16 protein-coding genes are annotated in these 20,588 nt (G+C 58.0%); 13 read left to right on the top strand and 3 right to left on the bottom strand.

The window, feature by feature from the left end:
* Together AC2FMY_RS21335 and AC2FMY_RS21330 are read left to right on the top strand one after the other, a co-directional pair.
* Positions 1 to 1,122 (top strand): molybdopterin cofactor-binding domain-containing protein (locus tag AC2FMY_RS21335; RefSeq protein WP_496808038.1); only part of this gene is annotated, 1,122 nt, incomplete at its 5' end.
* A gap of 230 nt (positions 1,123 to 1,352) precedes the next feature.
* Positions 1,353 to 2,126 carry a prephenate dehydrogenase/arogenate dehydrogenase family protein gene (locus tag AC2FMY_RS21330; protein ID WP_496746407.1) on the top strand — a complete coding sequence of 258 codons (774 nt, stop codon included), beginning with the start codon at positions 1,353 to 1,355 and terminating at the stop codon, positions 2,124 to 2,126.
* Here AC2FMY_RS21330 and AC2FMY_RS21325 read toward each other — a convergent pair.
* A complete protein-coding gene (locus AC2FMY_RS21325; protein ID WP_480749247.1) occupies positions 2,114 to 2,893 on the bottom strand; it encodes a gamma-glutamyl-gamma-aminobutyrate hydrolase family protein in 780 nt (259 codons plus the stop codon). The two genes, AC2FMY_RS21330 and AC2FMY_RS21325, sit on opposite strands and share 13 nt — an antisense overlap.
* 234 nt (positions 2,894 to 3,127) lie before the next feature.
* Between AC2FMY_RS21325 and AC2FMY_RS21320 the strand changes: the two genes are divergently transcribed.
* The gene (locus AC2FMY_RS21320) at positions 3,128 to 4,102 is read left to right on the top strand and encodes a phosphatase PAP2 family protein (protein WP_496746405.1); all 975 of its coding nucleotides are present in this window, start codon (positions 3,128 to 3,130) and stop codon (positions 4,100 to 4,102) included.
* Here AC2FMY_RS21320 and AC2FMY_RS21315 read toward each other — a convergent pair.
* Positions 4,086 to 4,511, bottom strand: coding sequence for a GlcG/HbpS family heme-binding protein (locus AC2FMY_RS21315; protein WP_480749245.1), 426 nt, complete (start codon positions 4,509 to 4,511; stop codon positions 4,086 to 4,088). The two genes, AC2FMY_RS21320 and AC2FMY_RS21315, sit on opposite strands and share 17 nt — an antisense overlap.
* A 66-nt stretch (positions 4,512 to 4,577) precedes the next feature.
* Positions 4,578 to 6,722 carry a malate synthase G gene (locus AC2FMY_RS21310; RefSeq protein ID WP_496808037.1) on the bottom strand — a complete coding sequence of 715 codons (2,145 nt, stop codon included), beginning with the start codon at positions 6,720 to 6,722 and terminating at the stop codon, positions 4,578 to 4,580.
* A gap of 214 nt (positions 6,723 to 6,936) precedes the next feature.
* Between AC2FMY_RS21310 and pepN the strand changes: the two genes are divergently transcribed.
* The 10 genes from pepN to AC2FMY_RS21260 form a co-directional block, all read left to right on the top strand.
* Complete coding sequence (gene pepN / locus AC2FMY_RS21305) at positions 6,937 to 9,543, top strand: aminopeptidase N (RefSeq protein WP_496808036.1); 2,607 nt, start codon at positions 6,937 to 6,939, stop codon at positions 9,541 to 9,543.
* A 5-nt stretch (positions 9,544 to 9,548) separates the two neighbouring features.
* Entirely contained in the window at positions 9,549 to 9,992 is a 444-nt protein-coding gene (locus AC2FMY_RS21300; protein ID WP_496746399.1) for a hypothetical protein, read from the top strand.
* 215 nt (positions 9,993 to 10,207) lie between these two features.
* Positions 10,208 to 11,389, top strand: coding sequence for a hypothetical protein (locus AC2FMY_RS21295; protein WP_496746397.1), 1,182 nt, complete (start codon positions 10,208 to 10,210; stop codon positions 11,387 to 11,389).
* A gap of 182 nt (positions 11,390 to 11,571) precedes the next feature.
* The gene (gene gatB, locus AC2FMY_RS21290; RefSeq protein ID WP_496746395.1) at positions 11,572 to 13,083 is read left to right on the top strand and encodes an Asp-tRNA(Asn)/Glu-tRNA(Gln) amidotransferase subunit GatB; all 1,512 of its coding nucleotides are present in this window, start codon (positions 11,572 to 11,574) and stop codon (positions 13,081 to 13,083) included.
* A 598-nt stretch (positions 13,084 to 13,681) separates the two neighbouring features.
* Positions 13,682 to 14,953, top strand: a complete 1,272-nt coding sequence (locus AC2FMY_RS21285) for a DMP19 family protein (RefSeq protein WP_496808035.1) — start codon at positions 13,682 to 13,684, stop codon at positions 14,951 to 14,953.
* A gap of 653 nt (positions 14,954 to 15,606) precedes the next feature.
* Entirely contained in the window at positions 15,607 to 16,443 is an 837-nt protein-coding gene (locus tag AC2FMY_RS21280) for a transporter substrate-binding domain-containing protein (protein WP_480749238.1), read from the top strand.
* A 56-nt stretch (positions 16,444 to 16,499) separates the two neighbouring features.
* Positions 16,500 to 17,471, top strand: coding sequence for an amino acid ABC transporter permease (locus AC2FMY_RS21275; RefSeq protein ID WP_496808034.1), 972 nt, complete (start codon positions 16,500 to 16,502; stop codon positions 17,469 to 17,471).
* A gap of 11 nt (positions 17,472 to 17,482) precedes the next feature.
* Positions 17,483 to 18,223: an amino acid ABC transporter ATP-binding protein gene (locus AC2FMY_RS21270; RefSeq protein ID WP_480749236.1), complete on the top strand. Its 741-nt coding sequence runs from the start codon at positions 17,483 to 17,485 to the stop codon at positions 18,221 to 18,223.
* A gap of 4 nt (positions 18,224 to 18,227) precedes the next feature.
* Entirely contained in the window at positions 18,228 to 19,052 is an 825-nt protein-coding gene (gene dapF, locus AC2FMY_RS21265; protein ID WP_496746969.1) for a diaminopimelate epimerase, read from the top strand.
* An 89-nt stretch (positions 19,053 to 19,141) separates the two neighbouring features.
* Positions 19,142 to 20,588: thiamine pyrophosphate-binding protein (locus AC2FMY_RS21260; RefSeq protein ID WP_496808033.1), on the top strand; the 1,447-nt coding region annotated here is incomplete at its 3' end.

Genomic DNA, 20,588 nt, shown 5'->3' with positions numbered 1-20,588 from the left:
GCAACCGCCCTGTTCTCGGGTGACAAGCTGGAATTCTGGGGCGGCAATCAGGCGCCAACTATCATGCAGATGAAATGCGCCAGCGCCGCCAATCTCGACACCGAGGCCGTAGAGGTTCACACCACCTATCTTGGTGGCGGTTTCGGTCGCCGCGGCGAATTCGACTTTGGCGTGATCGCGACAAAGGTCGCAATGGCCATGCCCAATGTCCCTGTCCAGACCACATGGAGCCGCGAAGAGGACATGCGCCACGATTTCTACCGCCCCGGAGCTATCGCCCGGATGCGCGGTGCTGTTGTGGACGGCAAGGCGGTTCTGATCGATGGTAAAGTCGCGTCTCAGTCCCCCACTCACCAAGCCGTGGCAAGAGTGACCGGTTTCGCGGGCGGCGGTCCCGACAAGGTGCTGGTCGAGGGGCTCTTCAACCAACCCTATGCCGTGCCGAACTACCGCATGAGCGGCCATATTGCCGATCTGCAGGTCCCAGTCGGTTTCTGGCGCTCGGTCGGCAACAGTCACAACGGGTTCTTCCACGAAACATTCATGGATGAGATGGCCCATGCCGCCGGGAGCGACCCGCTGGAATTCAGATTGGAACTGATGAAGGACGAACACGCCCCCTCGGCGGGCTGTCTGGAAGCGGTGCGCGAGATGTCTGGCTGGACAGGCCAGACACCCGATGGCGTCGGGCGCGGCGTGGCCTTTACCTATAGCTTCGGCACCCCGGTTGCGCAGGTGATCGAAGTGATCGAAGACTCCGGCACTATCCGCATCAGCAAGGCCTGGATCGCCTGCGACATGGGGCTGGCGCTGGATCCCGAAACCGTCAAGGCACAGATGTTCGGTGGCATGATGTACGGTCTGTCCGCTGCCTGTTTCGGCGAAATCACGTTCGCTGACGGCGAAGTCGAACAGCTGAACTTCCCAGACTATGACGCGATGCGCATGCATACAGCACCCCAGGTCGAGGTCCGCGTGCTGGAAACCAACCGTTTCATGGGCGGTGCCGGAGAACCCGGAACGCCCCCATCCATGCCTGCACTCGGCAACGCTCTGTTCGACCTGACCGGACATCGGGCGCGCAGCATGCCCTTTAACAAGAGCTTCAATCTGTTGGTTTGAAACCGCCTTGAAAAGCCCGCTCGTTCAGGCGGGTTTGCCCTTCTGGGCTTGACCCGAACCGGCCTTTGCCGCTAGAGCACGTCGCATGAGCAAGAAACGGACCTTCTTCGTTAATTTCTATTATCCCCCGTCCATATAACGGCGGGCGCTCAATCATGTTCAACCGCCGCGACAGGCGGTTCGAACTTATCCACTTTCCTGCATCGCGGCCCACCCCCCGGAGTATCCCGATGCAAACCCGACCCGAAATCAGATCTGTTGGCCTCATGGGCTTTGGCGCATTTGGTCGCCTGATCGTCCGGCAGCTGTCACCGCTTGTTCCCATCATCGTACACGACCCGATGATGAACAACGCACCTGCCAGTATCACCTGCGGCACCCCGCTTCAGGTTGCGCAATGCGATCTGATCATTCTTGCCGTGCCTGTCAGCGCTCTGGATACGACGCTCAAATCCATTGCCCCACATCTGCGGTCCGGGGCCATCGTTGCCGACGTAGCCTCGGTCAAGATCGGCCCGGTTCAAGCCATGGTGAGGCTCCTGCCATCCGACGTCCAGATTGTCGGCACGCACCCATTGTTCGGACCGCAGAGCGCAAAGGAAGGCGTGCAGGGTCGAAAAATCGCTGTATGCCGAATTCGCGGTGACGCCTGCCTGACACTCGCCGCCCTGATGCGCCGCCATCTTGGCTTGCGTCCTTTTCTTGTAACAGCCGAAGAGCATGACCATGAGGCCGCCATCGCACAGGGCCTCACCCATTTCATCGCCCGCGCCATGACCGCTCTGGAACCGTTGCCAAACCGTCTGACCACCGCAAGCTTTGATTGTCTGTGCGAAGCGATCGACATGGTGCGTCATGACCCGCCCGGCGTCTTTCACGCTATCGAACAGGACAATCCTTTTGCAGCCTCAGCGCGCGAAAAATTCATGGCACGCGCCGACGCCTTGATGCACGAGCTGGCCCCAAAAAATGATGTGGTTCTCAAACTGGATCAGGCGGTCTGACGATAAATCCCGGTTCCCCTGCACCCCGCCCAACCGCGAACGGCATCGCCAAAGGCAGTGAACAGCGGGCGCGACACCGGGTCGTTGGCGGCATCCCATTCGGGGTGCCACTGCACCGACAGGGTAAAGCCCGGTGCATCCTCGACATAGATCGCCTCGGGCGTGCCATCCGGAGCATGACCATCAATGACAATACCCTTCCCCGGCACCTTGATACCCTGCCCATGCAAGGTGTTGGTCATCACCTGCGGCGCGTCAAACAGCCGGTGAAACACACCGTTCTCCGTCAGCGTGACGACGTGGCGCAGCGCGAATTTCTCCTCCAACGTGCCGTCAGGTGGCATGCGGTGATTCATGCGTCCCGGCAAGTCCCGGATCTCCGGGTAGAGCGTTCCGCCCAGCGCGACGTTCACCTCTTGGAACCCACGGCATATCCCCAGGATCGGTTGACCGCGTTCGACGCAAGCGCGGATCAGAGGCAGGGTAATTGCATCCCGCGCCCGGTCAAACTCGCCATGCGCATCGGTCGCAGCTTCGCCATATTCCTCCGGATGAACATTGGGGCGTCCACCGGTGAACAAAAACCCGTCGCACACTTCCATAAGCTCGGCCACCGAAACCAACCGCGGATCGGCGGGTACCAGCATCGGCAGACAACCTGACACGTTCGCAACCGCGTCCGAGTTCATCGTCCCCCCGGCATGCGTCGGATATTCATCGTTGATCAGGTAGGAGTTTCCAATGATACCGACGACCGGGCGCGCCATGGGTTTTCCCAATTTGTTGAGTGTGTTGCCCCGAACCTAGCGCGTCGCAACTGGCCCCGCAACAGAACACGGCCTGCACGACAGCGCAATGTGATGTTCATTGATGCACTCAGCCCACATGTCCCGCTCCCCACCCAAACACGTCACACTCCTCAACAATCCCGCACGGGCGTCACAAATTGGACACAAAAATCGGCCAATCGACACATGTGAACCTTTTCCGATCGAGGTATCATGAGCGACGCGTCTCATTGTTCCGACACAGTTCTTTTGCGCCGGTTTTTCAAGTCCGCGTTGCAGGCCAATGAGATCTTGCTCCTGATCCTGCTGGTCGTGACCGCCTTGCTTTGCGTCGTCGTATCCACAGCTTACGCTAAGCCCGTTGATTGGCGCGGTTTCGGCACCGGCGCGGCATCTGCTGCGGCCCTCTTCGCGGCTGGACTATATATACGGCTTCGCAAAAACCGCGAAAACCTCGCCCACCTGGCCATCGCGAACAGTATTTATCTGGGCTTCACCTGTTTTACGACGCTCCTGATTTTCCTGCGCTTTCCGACGCAGGATCTGAGCACCGACCTGACCCTGATGCGAATTGACGCCGTTTTCGGGTACAGCTGGCCCGCATTCGTCGAGTTTTTCGGGAACTATCCCCTGGCCTCGCGGGTTCTGGGCCTTGTCTATATCAGTTCTCTGGCACAGCTTTTTGCTCTGGTGGCCTTTTTATCTTTGACCGGTCAAATTCTTCGATTGCATCAGACACTGCTTGCAGGAAGCATCAGCTTGCTTTTGACCACACTGATCTGGTGGATTGCACCAAGCGTCGGGCCATCGGCATTTTACAATATCCCCGAGCGAACAATTGAAGTGACGGGGCTGGTCACCAACAACGAATACGGCGCCTATCTGAGACATTTGGCAGACAACGGCCTGCCGGAAATTGGCCCGGAAAACATCGTGGGCGCCATTGCATTTCCCTCGTATCACACCGTCATGGCACTTCTGGCGGTCTGGTACCTCAGGGGTACGTGTTTGATTTATCCGGCCCTGGCTCTCAATACCTTGATGATACCCGCAATCCTGATGCATGGCGGCCATCATCTGACAGATGCAATCGGCGGGATCGTGACCTTTGTCATTTCTGCAGTGCTGGCCGGATGGATTGCCCCGGACACGCCCGCCTCGCGGCGAAAAATCAAACCTCTCCGATAAGGCCCGTTGCTTCGATTCCCGCCAGCGCCGCTGCCGCATCATTGTCCGACGTGTCACCGGTCACGCCAACTGCTCCGATGACAGCGCCTTTCTTGTCGCGCAACAGTACGCCTCCGGGTACCGGGATCACCTGCCCGCCATAGACCCCGTTCACGGCCGCCATGAAATAGGCCTGACCTTCGGCGCGCTGCATTTGCGCCGTGCCCGCCATGCCCAACATGATCGAACCATAAGCCTTGCCGTGCGCAATCGCGAAACGGCCCGGCGCCGCACCGTCTTCGCGCTCAAAGGCAATCACGTGCCCTCCGGCATCCAGAACGACAACTGAAAGGGGTTTTAACTCCATCTCGTGGCCTTTTTCCAAAGCCTTTCGGATGATCGTGCGCGCACGCCGCAGGGTAATTGCCATATCCTGTCCCTTTCATCTGGACATCAGAAATCTGCCAGCGGGCTTTTGCCGCTTGCCTATGTATCCTTAGCGCAGGCTGGCCTTCAATTCCAAGCGCCGCGCATGCAACACCGGCTCGGTATATCCCGAGGGTTGTTCACGCCCCTTGAACACCAGATCACACGCCGCCTGAAAGGCGATGCCGTCAAAGCCCGGGGCCATGGGGCGATAGGCCGGGTCGTCCGCGTTCTGCTCATCGACCACAGCCGCCATCTTACGCATTGCGGCCATGACGTCCTGCCCTGATACGACGCCGTGATGCAGCCAGTTGGCGATATGCTGAGCCGAAATCCGGCAGGTGGCGCGGTCTTCCATCAGGCCTACATTGTTGATGTCGGGCACTTTGGAGCATCCGACCCCCTGATCGATCCACCGCACGACATATCCAAGAATACCTTGCGCGTTGTTCTCCACTTCGCGGCGGATCTGGTCGGGCGACCATTTGCGGAACGCTGCCAGCGGGATGTCCAGAACGCCGTCCACATGCGCCCGGCGCCCGCCGGCTTTCAGTGCGTTCTGCACCGCAAACACATCGACCTTGTGATAATGCAGCGCATGCAACGTTGCTGCCGTTGGGCTGGGCACCCAGGCGCAGTTCGCACCTGCCTTGGGGTGTTCGATCTTGGTCTCCAGCATCGCCGCCATACGGTCGGGCATGGCCCACATGCCTTTGCCGATCTGCGCCCGGCCCTGCAACCCGCATTCCAGCCCGATATCGACATTGAGGTTTTCATAAGCTCCGATCCAGGCCTTGCGCTTGATGAAATCCTTACGGCTGAATGGCCCCGCCTCCATCGATGTATGAATCTCATCGCCCGTCCGGTCGAGGAATCCTGTATTGATGAAAGCCACCCTCGATTTCGCGGCGCGGATACATTCCTTGAGGTTGACCGTCGTGCGTCGTTCCTCATCCATTATACCGATTTTCACGGTATTTCGCGGCAGACCAAGAATGTCCTCGACCATGTCAAAAGTCTCTACTGCAAAAGCCACTTCTTCCGGGCCGTGCATCTTGGGCTTGACCACATAGACCGAGCCATGAACCGAATTGCCGCCCTCACGATCCAGATCGTGCTTTGCGATCATGACAGTGATCAGGGCATCCATAAGCCCTTCGAATATTTCCTGCCCCTCTCCATCCAGAATGGCCGGGTTGGTCATCAGATGGCCCACGTTGCGCACCAGCATCAGCGCGCGCCCCTTCAGCGCCGCCATCTCGCCGCTGGGAGTGGTATAGGTCTTGTCCCCCGCCAGTCGCCGGGTGAAGGTTTTTCCACCCTTGCTGACCTCTTCGGTCAGATCACCTTTCATCAGACCCAGCCAGTTGGAATAGGCCAATACCTTGTCTTCGGCATCGACGCACGCGACCGAATCCTCGCAATCCATGATTGCCGAAACAGCGCTTTCCATCCGGACATCGGCCAGGCAGGCCTGATCGCGGCTACCAATCGGATGGGCGCGATCGAAGACCAGCTCTACATGAAGACCGTGGTTGCATAAAAAAACTGAATCCGGCGCACGCGGATCGCCCTTGTAGCCCGCGAATTTTTCGGGCTGCTCCAACGGCAGATCATCCACCAGCAGCATACCTTCTTTGATATGGTAACGCCGCGCATCCGCGTGACTGGTGCCCGAGACCGGGAACGCATCATCAAGAAACACACGCGCCCAGGCCACAACCCGTGCCCCGCGCCCCCGGTCATAGCCACCGGCCGACGGCAGGCTGCCCAGCGCATCAGTACCGTAAAGACTGTCATACAGGCTGCCCCACCGGGCATTGGCCGCGTTCAGTGCATAGCGGGCATTGGTGATGGGCACCACAAGTTGCGGCCCCGGTATGGTCGCGATTTCGGGATCAACATTTGCGGTTTCGACTTCGAAGTCATCGCTTTCTGGCAGCAGATAACCAATTTCGGTGAGGAAAGCCTTATAAGCTTCGTGATCGTGGGCCTTGCCACGGTGGTCGATGTGCCAAGCGTCGATCTTGGCCTGCAGCTCACTGCGCTTGGCCAACAGGGCGCGATTTTTAGGCGTCAGTTCCGCCACCATCCGCGCCAACCCCGCCCAAAAAGCATCCACCGAAACACCACTGGCCGGCAAAGCCCTCGTTTCGATGAACTCTGCCAGTTCAGCGGCCACCTTCAGCCCGTTCCGATCCAGCCTGTCACTCATATTTTCCCGCCCCGCTACTGTGTGCAACTGTATGCAGACCCTACCTAGCGCAGCCCCCTGCGCCCGGCAACCGCCACAAAATCCGGGATTATTCGGATCTGCAAGACAATCCTTTCGGAAATACGAGAAAGCCGATCGATTGCCCACCCGCGCTTGCAGCCCGACGATGAACCATCATAGGGTCGCGACGCAGTCAACCCACACGAGGCCTATGATGCGCGATGCCGCCCCGACCACGATCTACCTCAAGGACTATGCACCATTCGGGTTTCTGATCGACGATGTCCATCTGACCTTCCGGTTGCACCCGACCAAGACCCTGGTCACGTCACGCATCCGGTTCCGCCCCAACCCGGAATCCGGCAACCGCGAGTTCCGCCTCAACGGCGAGAACATGACCTTGCGATGGGCCAGGATCAACGGGCAGGATTGGAAATCCCACATCCGAGATGGCATTCTAACGGCTACCCTGCCCGACCCCGAGGCGCCTTTCGTGTGGGAGGCCGAGGTCGAGATAAACCCCAGTGCAAATACCGCGCTTGAAGGACTTTATATGTCGAACGGGATGTATTGCACCCAATGCGAGGCTGAAGGGTTTCGCAAGATCACCTTTTATCCTGACCGCCCAGACGTAATGGCCCCGTTCACCGTCAGGATCGATAGCGGTCAGCCCTTTGTCCTGTCGAATGGCGACACAGTGCCCGGGGATGGGCCGCACCCGGTTCTTCTGTCCAACGGAAATCCAGCAGGAAATGGCGAAGGCTGGGCTGAATGGCATGATCCCTGGCCCAAACCCGCCTACTTGTTTGCGCTGGTGGCGGGCAATCTGGTCGCCCATTCCGACCAATTCACAACCCGCTCGGGCCGTAAGGTCGATCTGAATCTCTACGTCCGTCCCGGTGACGAAGGCAAATGCGCCTTTGGAATGGAAGCGCTGAAGAAATCCATGACGTGGGACGAGGAGGTTTATGGCCGCGAATACGATCTGGAGGTGTTCAACATCGTCGCGGTCGATGATTTCAACATGGGTGCCATGGAGAACAAGGGACTCAACATTTTCAATTCCTCCTGTGTTCTCGCCAGCCCCGAAACTTCGACGGATGCCAATTTCGAGCGGATCGAGGCAATCATTGCCCATGAGTATTTTCATAACTGGACCGGCAACCGCATCACCTGCCGCGATTGGTTTCAGCTTTGCCTGAAAGAAGGACTGACGGTATTCCGCGACGCCCAGTTCACCTCGGACATGCGCTCGGCCCCGGTCAAGCGCATTCATGACGTGATCGAGCTGCGCGCCCGCCAGTTCCCCGAGGACAACGGGCCGCTGTCGCACCCGGTCCGGCCAGAAAGCTTTCAGGAGATCAACAATTTTTACACCGCCACCGTTTACGAAAAAGGCGCCGAGGTCATCGGGATGCTCAAGCGTCTGGTGGGTGACGAGGCCTATGCCAAGGCGCTCGATCTCTATTTTGATCGGCACGATGGTCAGGCCTGCACCATTGAAGACTGGCTGCAGGTCTTCGAAGATGTCACTCGCCGCGACCTGAGCCAGTTCAAACGCTGGTACTCGCAAGACGGAACACCACGGGTGAAGGTCGCGGAAAACTGGGCCGATGGTACATATACGCTGACGTTCAGCCAATCGACGCCTGCGACGCCGGGGCAGCCCGACAAGCAACCACACGTGATCCCCGTTGCAGTAGGCTTGCTTGGTCGAAATGGAAACGAAGTTCTAAAAACAGAGGTATTGGAGCTAACCGAGAAACAGCAGAGTTTCGCCTTTCCGGGCCTGCATTCCAAACCCGTCCCCTCCATCCTGCGCGACTTTTCCGCGCCGGTCATCCTTGAACGCGACAGCACGCCTTCCGAGCGTGCCTTTCTGCTGGCCCACGACACCGACCCGTTCAACCGATGGGAGGCCGGGCGATCGCTGGCGCAGGACACGCTGTTGCGGATGATCACCCGGGACGCGGCACCCGACACCAACTATCTGGACGGGATGCTGGCCGTTCTGCGGGACGACAACCTCGACCCGGCCTATCGTGCGCTGATGCTGGGCCTGCCGACCCAGTCGGAACTGGCCGCCACCCTGCACGAACGCGGCACGACACCCGATCCGATGGCAATCTGGACCGCCGTCGAAACACTCCGCCAGGCGACTGCCCAGCATCTGCAGGACCTGCTGCCGCGCATTCACAGCCAGTCGCAAATCGATGCTCCCTATCGCCCCGATGCAGAACAGTCTGGAAAACGCGCTTTGGGGAGTGCCGCTCTGGCCCTGATTTCCCGTCTCGATGGCGGCGCTCTGGCGGCCAAGGCATACGCTAACGCAGACAACATGACCCTGCAGCTGACGTCGCTGACGCATCTTTTGAAATCCGGAAAGGGAGAGGCCGAACTGGCCGCCTTTTATGATCAGTGGAAGGACGACCGGCTGGTGATCGACAAATGGTTCGGTTTGCAAGTGTCGCTGGCCACACCGGAACAAACACCGGAAATCGCACAAAATCTCACAGAACATGCAGATTTCAATTGGAAAAATCCGAACCGATTCCGCGCACTTTTGGGGGCTCTGGCAATGAACCACGCCGGGTTCCATCATGAAAGCGGAGCGTCCTACAGCCTGCTGGCCGACTGGCTGATCCGGCTTGACCCCGTCAATCCGCAAACCACCGCCCGCATGAGCACTGCGTTCCAGACGTGGAAACGGTACGATACCGACCGGCAAAACAAGATAAAGGCCGAATTGAACCGTGTCTACGCCACTCCAAACTTGTCGCGCGACACGAGCGAAATGGTGTCGCGTATCCTTGGGGGGTAGCTCCCTTGACCGATCCCATTGCAAACAGGTTCGAATTCATCCGCCACAACCGCACCCAACGTGCGGTCGTGATCCTTATCCTTGTCTATGGCGGACTGACCGCACTGATCATCCTGTTCAGTGCCGTATGGTGGTTGGTGGCCCTGCTGGTGCTTCCTACGCTGCCCATACTCTGGGATGTGATTGCGGATACACGGGCCGGCATGAGCCTTGACGACACCGAATTGAGTTGGTTCACCGGTCGGCGCAGCGGCAGCTTGCCACTGAGCGAGATAGAGTATTTCCGTTTTGACACTCGCTGGGATTTCTCGGTCCGTGTTTCGGCCTGTCTGGCCTCCGGCAAACGTGTTCGCCTGCCCGACGAGTCGATGCCCCCGCACCGCGAGTTCGAAGAGGCCCTCCTCAATAAGGGTATCCGCACCGAGCGTCACCACTTCCGCGTGTTCTGAAAAACTGCAAACGCGCCATTGCCCTTCCGATTTAATAACATTGCTGTGTTTGGTCGGCTGCCGGCCATGTTTCTGCCGCAATGCGAGGCCACACAATGCAGAGTTTTACGAGTAGCTTCCTGATGGACGTATCAATGTTTGAGATTGCTCAGAGATTTTCCTCTCTCCTGCCTGGTTGGCGCCGATTTGACTGCGCCTCCAAGAATGCCTTCTGGATGCTCCCTGATGAGCGCGCCAGTGCGCCCGAGGAGCGCCTTTTCATTCCCGTCGCCACGCGTAGCGCCGACGATCTGATCGGCCGCGAGAACCTTGATCGCGGTCGCGACCTTGCCCGACAAGAGCTGTGGTCACAACTCGCGACAGAGATTGCCGACGCTGACGCTGCGCGTGCCAAGGCTCCCAGCTGCACTCCGATTGCAGAGCTATTGGCCTATGGCGCCAGATCGGATGTCATTCTTGCGGTCGAACACGGTCTGGCCGAAGGGGTTGCCGCCGACGATCCTTCGCTGGTCGGCGGTATAAACGATCTGGAAGTCGTGCTAAAGGAAAACGACGATAACCCGATGATCGGTCTGGTGGTCGCGCAGGCTCATATCGATGTTGCGTGGGCATGGCGCGGCACGGGATGGGAAACAACTCTCCCCCGGATCAATCGCGAACGCTGTGCCGCCCATTTCGATCGGGCACACGCGTTGCTCACCAAATGCCGCGAAGCTGCGCCCGACAGTCCCAGCGTTATGTCAGCCTGCTGTGCGCTTCTGGCTGGCCGCAGATCACCGGGTATCAGGGTTGCAGATCAATATGAAACACTGATTGCTCTGGACCCCGCCAATCACCGCCACATGCGGGCGATGGGCAACCACCTGTTGCCACGGTGGTTCGGCAGCTATGACGAACTGGAACTCGAAGCGCGCCGCGCTGCATCCTATACACAGGCCCAATGGGGCGCGGGCGGATATGCATGGGTTCAGTTCGACGCCATTGCGCTGGATGAAAATGCCTGCGCCCGTGTGGATGTCGAGTTCTTTATCGACGGACTGCGCGATATCGCGCAGCGCCGCCCGGATCAGGAAATGATCAATCTGCTTGCTGCCTATTGCACCATCACCCTGCAGAATGGCCTTGGCCTTAACGAAGAAGCCGACCTTGCCCGGGTTCGCATAGCCGACGCTGCCAACTGGCTGATCCGCGAGCATCTGACCGAGTTGCATCCTTTGATCTGGGCGCATGCCGCAGACGGGTTCAACAACAGTGCGCGCATCAACTCTCCCAGCAGGTTCGCCGCTCGCGGCTATCGGCAGGCGCTGGAGGTCATCGCAACGATGTTCCGGGACGAGTTACGCGGCGGGCAGCACATCACTTTCACCCCGTCCGGCCCGCAAGTTCACGCGCAGTAGCGCGCTGCAAGTTCTTACGGGAACCCGCGATCCTTGGTTCTAACTCGCCCTTGGCGCTCTGAACCCCGGTTTTGCGGCTTCCCCCATGGCCGGGAACACACACGGGTTTCCATTGCCCCTTGCCCCTCGCGCCTGCCGGGCCTAATACGCAAGCTCAGACTGCTGCGGAAATGAGGCGCGCCATGCTCGACCTGACCTATGAAATGCCCAAACCCAAGATCATTGCCGGTGCCAAGCACGACTGGGAACTGGTGATCGGGATGGAGGTGCACGCACAGGTTTCGTCCAATGCCAAACTGTTCTCGGGTGCATCGACCCAATTCGGGGCCGAGCCGAATTCAAACGTCTCGTTTGTCGATGCAGCGATGCCGGGAATGCTGCCGGTGATCAACGAATATTGCGTTGAACAGGCTGTGCGCACCGGGCTGGGCCTGAAGGCGGATATCAACCTGAAATCGGCCTTTGACCGCAAGAACTATTTCTATCCCGACCTGCCGCAGGGATATCAGATTTCTCAGCTTTATCAACCGATTGTGGGCGAAGGCGAAGTGTTGGTAGAGATGGGAGACGGCACCGCGCGCATGGTTCGCATCGAACGCATCCACATGGAACAGGACGCCGGCAAGTCGATCCATGACATGGACCCGCACATGTCCTTTGTCGACCTGAACCGGACCGGTGTCTGCCTGATGGAGATCGTCAGCCGCCCCGATATTCGCGGACCGGAAGAGGCCGCCGCCTATATCGCAAAGCTGCGCCAGATCATGCGTTATCTGGGAACCTGCGACGGCAACATGCAGAACGGCAACCTGCGGGCGGACGTGAACGTGTCGATCTGCCGTCCCGGTGACTACGAGAAGTATCAGGAAACACAGGATTTTTCGCATCTGGGCACGCGCTGCGAAATCAAGAACATGAACTCGATGCGGTTCATTCAGCAAGCGATTGAGGTCGAAGCCCGCCGTCAGATCGCCATCGTCGAGGCCGGTGGAACCATCGATCAGGAAACCCGGCTTTACGATCCGGACAAGGGTGAAACACGGTCGATGCGGTCCAAGGAAGAGGCGCATGACTATCGCTATTTCCCCGATCCCGACCTGCTGCCGCTGGAGATCGAGCAAGCCTGGGTGGACGACATCGCCGCCCGTCTTCCAGAGCTGCCGGACGAGAAAAAATCTCGTTTCATCAATGACTTCGGCCTTACCGACTATGACGCTTCGGTGCTGACCGCCGAGGTGGAATCGGCCGCGTATTTCGAGGAAGTTGCCAAGGGTCGCAGTGGAAAACTGGCCGCGAACTGGGTGATCAACGAGCTGTTTGGACGGCTGAAAAAGGAAGATCACGACATCACCGAAAGCCCGGTTTCCCCGGCGCAATTGGGCAGCATCATCGACCTGATCTCGTCGGACGCAATCTCGGGCAAGATCGCCAAGGACCTATTCGAAATCGTCTATACCGAAGGCGGCGATCCTGTTGAAATCGTTGAGAAACGTGGCATGAAACAGGTCACCGACACCGGCGCCATCGAAGCCGCGCTGGACGAGATCATCGCCGCCAACCCGGCGCAGGTCGAAAAGGCCAAATCGAACCCGAAACTGGCGGGCTGGTTCGTCGGTCAGGTGATGAAGGCCACCGGCGGCAAGGCCAACCCCAAGGCGGTGAACGACCTGGTCTCGGCCAAACTGGGCCTCTGAACTGTCCGAATTGTACAGGTTCTGACAGGGGTCTTGTGCGAATTGTACACCTTGGAAGGGCACCCGATCGGGTGCCCTTTGCATGGATTTTGCAAGTAACCCGATTTCCCGGCTGTTCAGGAGCGGCCCTCAATTGAAACGCGTTTCACTTCCCAAGAAATTCTTCGAAAGCTTCGCCCGCAAAACCAATTGACGGGCTTCAGCTTTGCGGGGCTTTGCTGCCCTCTGCTGCGTGTGCAGACTATTGGGCAAGTTAAAAGTCGCTACCAAGCAGACCTTCGCTGCTTGTGCGGCATGGACAGGCCAATGCGGCTGTTATGCGCAAAAAGCCAACTCTGCAAAGTTTGGCCCGTTTCCCGACAGCAGCCATTCGTGTAGCGCGCGGCGAAAGCCGGGCGAGAGCCCACTTCGACCAATGCTGCGCGCTGCATGTCTGTCCGCTTTCAAGCCAAGTTCTACCGTTGTATGCAGAGGTTTAGAGTTCAACATTTTTTGGAAAAAGTAGTTGCCAGCACCACAAAGCCACGTTTTCCCTTTGTTCCTGACACCCGATGCGAAGGAAGGGAGCAAACTGCCCTCATATTTACTGAACAAGCAAATGCACATTCTTCTTGAGGCCGGTATTTCTTGGGACCGTCTCAACCCTGACCTTCGCGCCGCATTTTTACTCGGCTATTACCTCGGCAATGTTCGCAATGGGGGCCACAGCCAGTTCATGGGCAATGCCCGCAATTACTACGACGGGGATCCTAGACGGTTTCTTAGCTGGGCGATGGAAGCTGCCGTACGCTACGAGATGCAGGAAACCTTGGCCATTATGCGTGATGTACTGATCTGGATGTCGGAAAACCCAGAAGAGGCCGCAACACAGACGGGCTTTACCCCCCACGTTTCTCCTGCACTCAGACCCTATGACACAGCCTTATTTTCGGCCGATACGGTGGACGAACAGGCATGGCTCGCCCGCGTAAACTCCTTGCCTGCGAGCCATGCACAAACATTCCTACGCATGTGCAGCTACGAAAAAGGATATGTGCGTTTTCCCGCCATAATCTCCGAGATTGAAGAGCTCCGACTTTTGGCCAATTTCGAGCCGGTGGCGATCGTTTCCGAAGACTCATTTGAGGCGACGGTAAAGGCTGCTGCTTTCGCTGATCCGGTTGCAAAGGCAGCCCGCATGATTGCCCGCCTGGCCGACTTGGCGCAGGCTTTGCCTAAACCCGCAACATGTGCAGCCCTCAGTCTATTCACTGAAGGCGCGCACCTGCCACCTGCAGAGTGTTTGCGCGCAGGAGCCGCCAAGACCCGCCGTCCCAAGAAAACTGGTGTGCTGACTACAACAAGCGGCGATCAAGCCTTCATTGCAGAACTCGGAAAAGACAGCATTTCTGTCTTTGAAGCTACAGGCGACCCAGACGGTTTGCTTGAACATGGGATTGATTTTAATAGCTATACTGCCAACCCTCCGCGTGGGCTTATCGCCAGCCTGCTCTATTTTACCGCTTCCAAATACCGCTACAAGCGGGCAATTAAACGCGCAATCCGCAAGCGCGCCCTTCGTAAAACGCGCATTCTGGGCAAGGTCTCCAAATCAGTCGGAGACGAAATAGCAGCGCTCAACAGGCGTTTTCACCTCCCAGAGGCTTTGGCGCTGTGGATGGAGCAAAGACAGGACAGTACTGCTCCGGCTAATTGGCGTCTCGATCTGGTCGAAGCCGACCGCATCTGCTGGCGCTTTAAAGTCAGCGGCACTCAACTGCGCGTCGTCGCCTCGGCGAAAGAGATACAGATTAGCACAGGAGACAACACAATAGTGTATCCCTTTGAAGACTTGCACGCGGTGCGTCAAAGCTCAGGAGTCATGGCTTAAAGTATGTGCAGGGTGTAAATTGTTCCCGGAATTTTTTGTCCGCATCTGGCCGGTTCACAAAGGTGGTTGGAAAAGGTCTGTAACACGCGGGTTTACTGCCGTTTGCATCAAGAGCGTCAAAGGCCGCTTTATCCCGCGTCTTACCAGTTCACACCTCGCGCAGCGAAAGTCGATCCACCCCAGACCTGCCCTTGCTGCAGATCCCGGCGAAGGTTCCTGGAGAGACCCAACCTGTGAGTTCGATTTTCTCGCTGCACGCACTCGCAGCAAAGTACATTCTGCAGAGGCATGAAATTCCGTGATGCTGTTTTGTGACGATATCGGCCAATCGTAAATCACGCAGCAATTTTGGGTGTAAATTAATAGGTGGCAAACAGATCTTTCATTCAAAAGAACGAAACCTGGGTCAGGCAAGGCAAACTTTCATACTGTTGAATGCTTGTGTTTGTTTCTGACCAATAGGCATAGTTGAAACGGCTGCTGGAGGATCTCACGTTTTGCGCGTCGCCGGAGCTCATTGGCGCAGCAGAGACGGGCGGCGGTCGACATCCGGTTGGTGAAAAAATTTCACACACGCCAAATAGATTTCCTTAAGGCAAAAACGAAATTCCGTGCAGATTTTCCCAATGCGTTTCCAGCCAGGGAAGATCAAAATGACAATAACGAGACGAGTATTCACCATCGCCGCGACAGTTGCCGCGTTCAGTGTCAGTGCAGGAACAGGTATTGCCGGAGAAGCGCTCGATCGCATCATGTCCGACAACAAGATCATGGTCGCAACCGACGCGAACTGGGCCCCCCAGAGCTTTCTGAATGACAACAACGAAATGGATGGGTTCGACGTTGACGTCGCGCGTGAGATCGCCTCGCGCCTTGGTGTCGAGGTCGAGTTTGTGACCCCCGCCTGGGACATCATTACTGCCGGCAACTGGAACGGTCGCTGGGACGTCTCTGTTGGATCGATGACCCCGACAAGCGCGCGCTCCGAAGTGTTGAGTTTTCCGGCTGTCTACTACTACACTCCGGCGGCGGTTGCTGTGCACCAAGACAGCTCTGCCGGATCGCTGGCGGACCTGAATGACAAAACGATGGGTGCAACAACATCAAGCGTTTTCGAACTTTATCTCCAGCACGACCTGACAATTGATGCGGAAGGTGTTCCAAGCTTCGAATACCAGATCACCCCGGGTGAATTGCGGTCCTACAAGGATTCGACTGCTGTCATGGACGATCTGCGGCTTGGTGACGGCACTCGCCTTGATGGCATGGTCGGATCGCTTCCTTCGTTGCTTGAGGGAATCAAAAACAACTATCCGCTTAAGATATTGGGCGATCCGGTATTCTACGAACCGCTGGCCATTGCCATCGACAAGGGCGATCAGGATCTGAACGACAAGCTGGCCTCTATTGTCGCTGAGATGCAATCGGATGGTACCCTGACCGCGTTGAGCGAAAAGTGGTACGGGGTCGACTACACCTCCACCAAATAAAAACAGAAATCGGTCGGCCTGTCCCAAACTGGCCGACCGACAGTAAAGGCGGGCCAATGCTATACGCAGATACAGTGGTGAGCGATCCGCTTGTCCACAAACCCAAGATAATTGCCGTAATGCTGGCGGCTGCAGTTGCATTCTTTTTCCTGATCGACACGAGCGGATCAGTTTTTGGCGAGATGATGCGCCCGGTGATTGGAGAGCCCGGAGAATCCGGGCTGTACGGAAGATTCGCCACGGGCCTCGTGCTGGGCATTCTGCTCGTGTTGAACATTGTCACAATCGGGTTTCTCAATTTCCGCCTGCAGGTGATCGTGGTCTGGTTGCAATTGCTGGCCCTGTTTCTGGCCTTTTTCTACGGCTTTGATCTGAACTTTGAGTTCATCCGTTCAAAAGTCTGGTTCATGGTCAGTCAGGGTGTGTTCACCACACTGTACGTCTCGGCCATCTCGATCACGCTGGCCTCGATTGTGGCCATCATCGGGGCGGTTGCAAAGTTGTCCTCGAACGGGTTTGCCTATGCGATTGCCAGCTTTTACACCTCATTCTTCCGGGGCCTGCCGCTGCTGATGCAGGTCTATCTGATCTATCTGGGCCTTCCGCAGCTGGGCTATGTGATCGACGCGGTCCCGGCGGGGATTCTGGCGCTGACGCTTTGCTATGGCGCTTACATGACCGAGATCTTTCGGGCCGGTATTCAATCCATTGCCAAGGGCCAATGGGAAGCGTCGCGCTCGCTGGGTTTCAAGTTTGACCTGACCATGCGCCGCATCATCCTGCCACAATCGCTGCCGCTGATCATCCCGCCTACCGGCAACCAGTTCATCGCGATGCTGAAGGACAGCTCGCTGGTATCGGTCATCGGTGTTTGGGAACTGATGTTTCTGGCGCGCACGCTGGGTAACAAAACGTTCCAGCATATGGAGATGTTGATCACCGCTGCACTGATCTATTGGATGCTGTCGATGTGTCTGGAGCTGATCCAGGGCCGGATCGAGCGTCACTTCCGCACCAAAAGCCATTAGGAGGCCGCGTCATGGCAGAGCCCATCATCAAAATGCGCGGCGTCAACAAATGGTATGGCAACTACCACGCGCTGCGGAATATCAATTTTACTGTCAACAAGGGCGACAGGATCGTCGTCTGCGGGCCGTCCGGTTCGGGTAAATCCACCATGATCCGCACACTCAACTGGCTTGAGGCGCATCAGGAAGGGCAGATCATCGTCGACGGGATCGAGCTGCACCAGAAGATGAAGGATATCAACAAGGTTCGGATGGAAGTTGGCATGGTGTTCCAGCACTTCAACCTGTTCCCGCATCTGTCGGTCTTGCAAAACCTGATGGCCGCGCCGATGTGGGTGCGCGGTGTGCCCGAAGCCGAGGCGCGCGAAACGGCGATGAAATATCTCGAACGAGTGCGTATTCCCGAGCAGGCTGACAAATTTCCGGGCCAACTGTCAGGCGGCCAGCAGCAGCGTGTGGCCATTGCCCGGTCGCTGTGCATGAACCCCAAGGTGATGCTGTTTGACGAACCGACCTCGGCCCTGGATCCTGAAATGGTGTCAGAGGTTCTGGACACCATGGTCAGCCTTGCCCGCGACGGGATGACCATGGTGTGCGTGACGCACGAGATGGGCTTTGCCAAGGCGGTCGCTGATCGCGTGATCTTTATGGATGAAGGTCAGATCATCGAAGAAAACGATCCCGTGAACTTCTTCGACAATCCGCAAAGCGAACGCACCAAATCCTTCCTGAGCCAGATTCTGCAACACTAAGCCCATGCCTGAATTCGTAAAGATGCAGGGTCTACGCAATCACTTTGTGATCGTGGACGCCCGAACCACGCCCTATGGCCGGACGCCCGAAGAGATCATCTGGGTTTGCGACCCGAAGGTGGGTGTGGGCGCGGATGAGCTTGTGGTTCTGGAACCGTCAGACCGGCCTGAAGTGATTGCCGATCTGCGGATCTACAACATCGACGGGACCGAGGTACAGGCCTGCGGCAACGCCACCCGCTGCGTGGCCTGGTTGCTGCTGGAGGAGGCCGGGGCTGACGAGATCACCCTGTCCACCAGGGTTGGCCCCCTGCGCGCCAGGCGCCGCGGGGATCATCTGGTGCAGGTGGAGATGGGGGCATTGACGCAGGACTGGCAGGCGATGCCACTGAGTACACCGCAAGACATGATGGCATTGCCCGTGGGTAACGGGCCGCTGCAAAACCCGGTGGGCGTAAGCATCGGCAATCCTCATGCGGTGTATTTCACGGACGATCTGGATGCAGTGGATCTGACAGCCTTGGCCCCGGATATCATGGCCAACCCGATTTTTGTCGAAAGTGTCAATGTGGGTCTGGTTCAGATGCTGTCCCCATCCCAGATGCGGCTGTCAGTTTATGAACGCCCCGGCGTTCTGACCACGGCCTGCGGCTCGGGTGCCTGTGCGGCGGTGCAGGCGGCGCGGCTATCGGGCCGCACCGACCAGTCAGAGGTTCAGGTTCAAATGCCCGCCGGAAAAGTCACAATCCGCATCCGGTCTGACGAGGTGGCCGAGATGACCGGACCGGTGGCCCATTGCTTTACCGGGCAATACCGGTTTTCGGGGTGAATTCGCTTCAGCCCCGGTGCGAGATTTTCAATTTCCAGCCAAACTTAAGGTTGGCAAAGAATGAATACGGAACGAGAGGAGTGATCGCCATGCGGACAGGCGGACAGGTGCTGATCGATATGCTGCGGGTCAACGGGGTCGAAGCCATATTTGGCGTGCCCGGCGAAAGCTATCTGGCCGCGTTGGATGCGCTGCATGATTGCTCGAACACGCTGAGATACTACACCACCCGGCAAGAGGGCGGCGCGGCCTTCATGGCGGCGGCTTACTCGGATGCGACCGGCAAGCCGGGTGTGTGTTTTGTCACCCGGGGTCCGGGGGTGACCAATGCCTCGATCGGGGTGCATACCGCCCAGCAGGGTTCGACCCCGCTGATCCTGCTGATCGGGCAGATCCCACGCGCCCATCGTGACAAAGAAGCGTTTCAGGAGGTCGATTATCGCCGCTATCTGGGTCATATGGTCAAATGGGTGGCCGAAATCGACGATCCCGCCCGCATTCCAGAATATCTCAACCGTGCTTTCCGCACGGCGCTGTCCGGGCGGCCCGGTCCAGTGGCGCTGGCCTTGCCCGAGGATATGCTGGCCGAACCAACCGACACGCCCGATCTGCCCGCAATCAAGCTGACCCCTCCGTCACCTTCCCCTGCGGATATGGAGCAGGTGGCTGATCTGCTGGCGCAGGCCGAACGCCCCCTGCTTTTGCTGGGCGGCACCTGCTGGGCCGAGGACGGGCACACCGCCGCCCTTCGATTTGCCGAGGATCACGGCCTGCCGGTCGCGGTTGGGTTTCGCAGGCAGGGGCTGTTTCCCCATGACCATCCGAATTTCATCGGCAACCTGGGCTTTGGCGGCAATCCGATGCCAAATGAATATGCCAAATCCGCCGATCTGGTGATTGCACTGGGTGCACGGCTGAACGATGGCACCACGCTGAAATTCAGCCTGATCAAGGCCCCGCAACCAGCCTGTAAACTGGTTCATATCCTGCCGGGGGCCGAAGATCTGGGGCGGCTTTATCATGCCGATTTGCCCATTCTGGCCGACCCGAACGAGGCGGCGAAATCACTGGCTCTGCTGCCGGTGACCAAGCGGCACTCTCCCGCGCAGGCGCGTGCGGATTATGAGGCGATGCGGTCACTGCCAGCACAGCGCGGCCCGGTCGATATGGCCGAGGTGATGCGCGTGCTCAACACAACGCTGCCCGATGAGACCACCATGACCACAGGCGCGGGCAACGCCGCAGACTGGCCCAATATCCACTTCAACTACCGTCAGTTTCTGGGCGCTCTTGCGCCGATTTCGGGCGCAATGGGCATGGGGGTTCCGGCAGCGGTGGCGGCCAAGGTGGCGCGACCCTATGCACCAGCCGTTTACATCGCAGGTGATGGTGATTTCCTGATGAACGGGCAGGAGCTGGCGACGGCGGTACAGTACGGCCTCGATCCTATTTTCATCATCGTCGACAATGGCTCATACGGCACGATCCGCACCAATCAGGAACGCAAGCACCCGGGACGTGTGTCGGGCACATCGC

The organism is Ruegeria sp. YKSE079, from assembly GCF_059612845.1.
The sequence above is the reverse complement of the archived record's forward strand: the minus strand, read 5'-3'. Positions and strand labels throughout refer to the sequence as shown.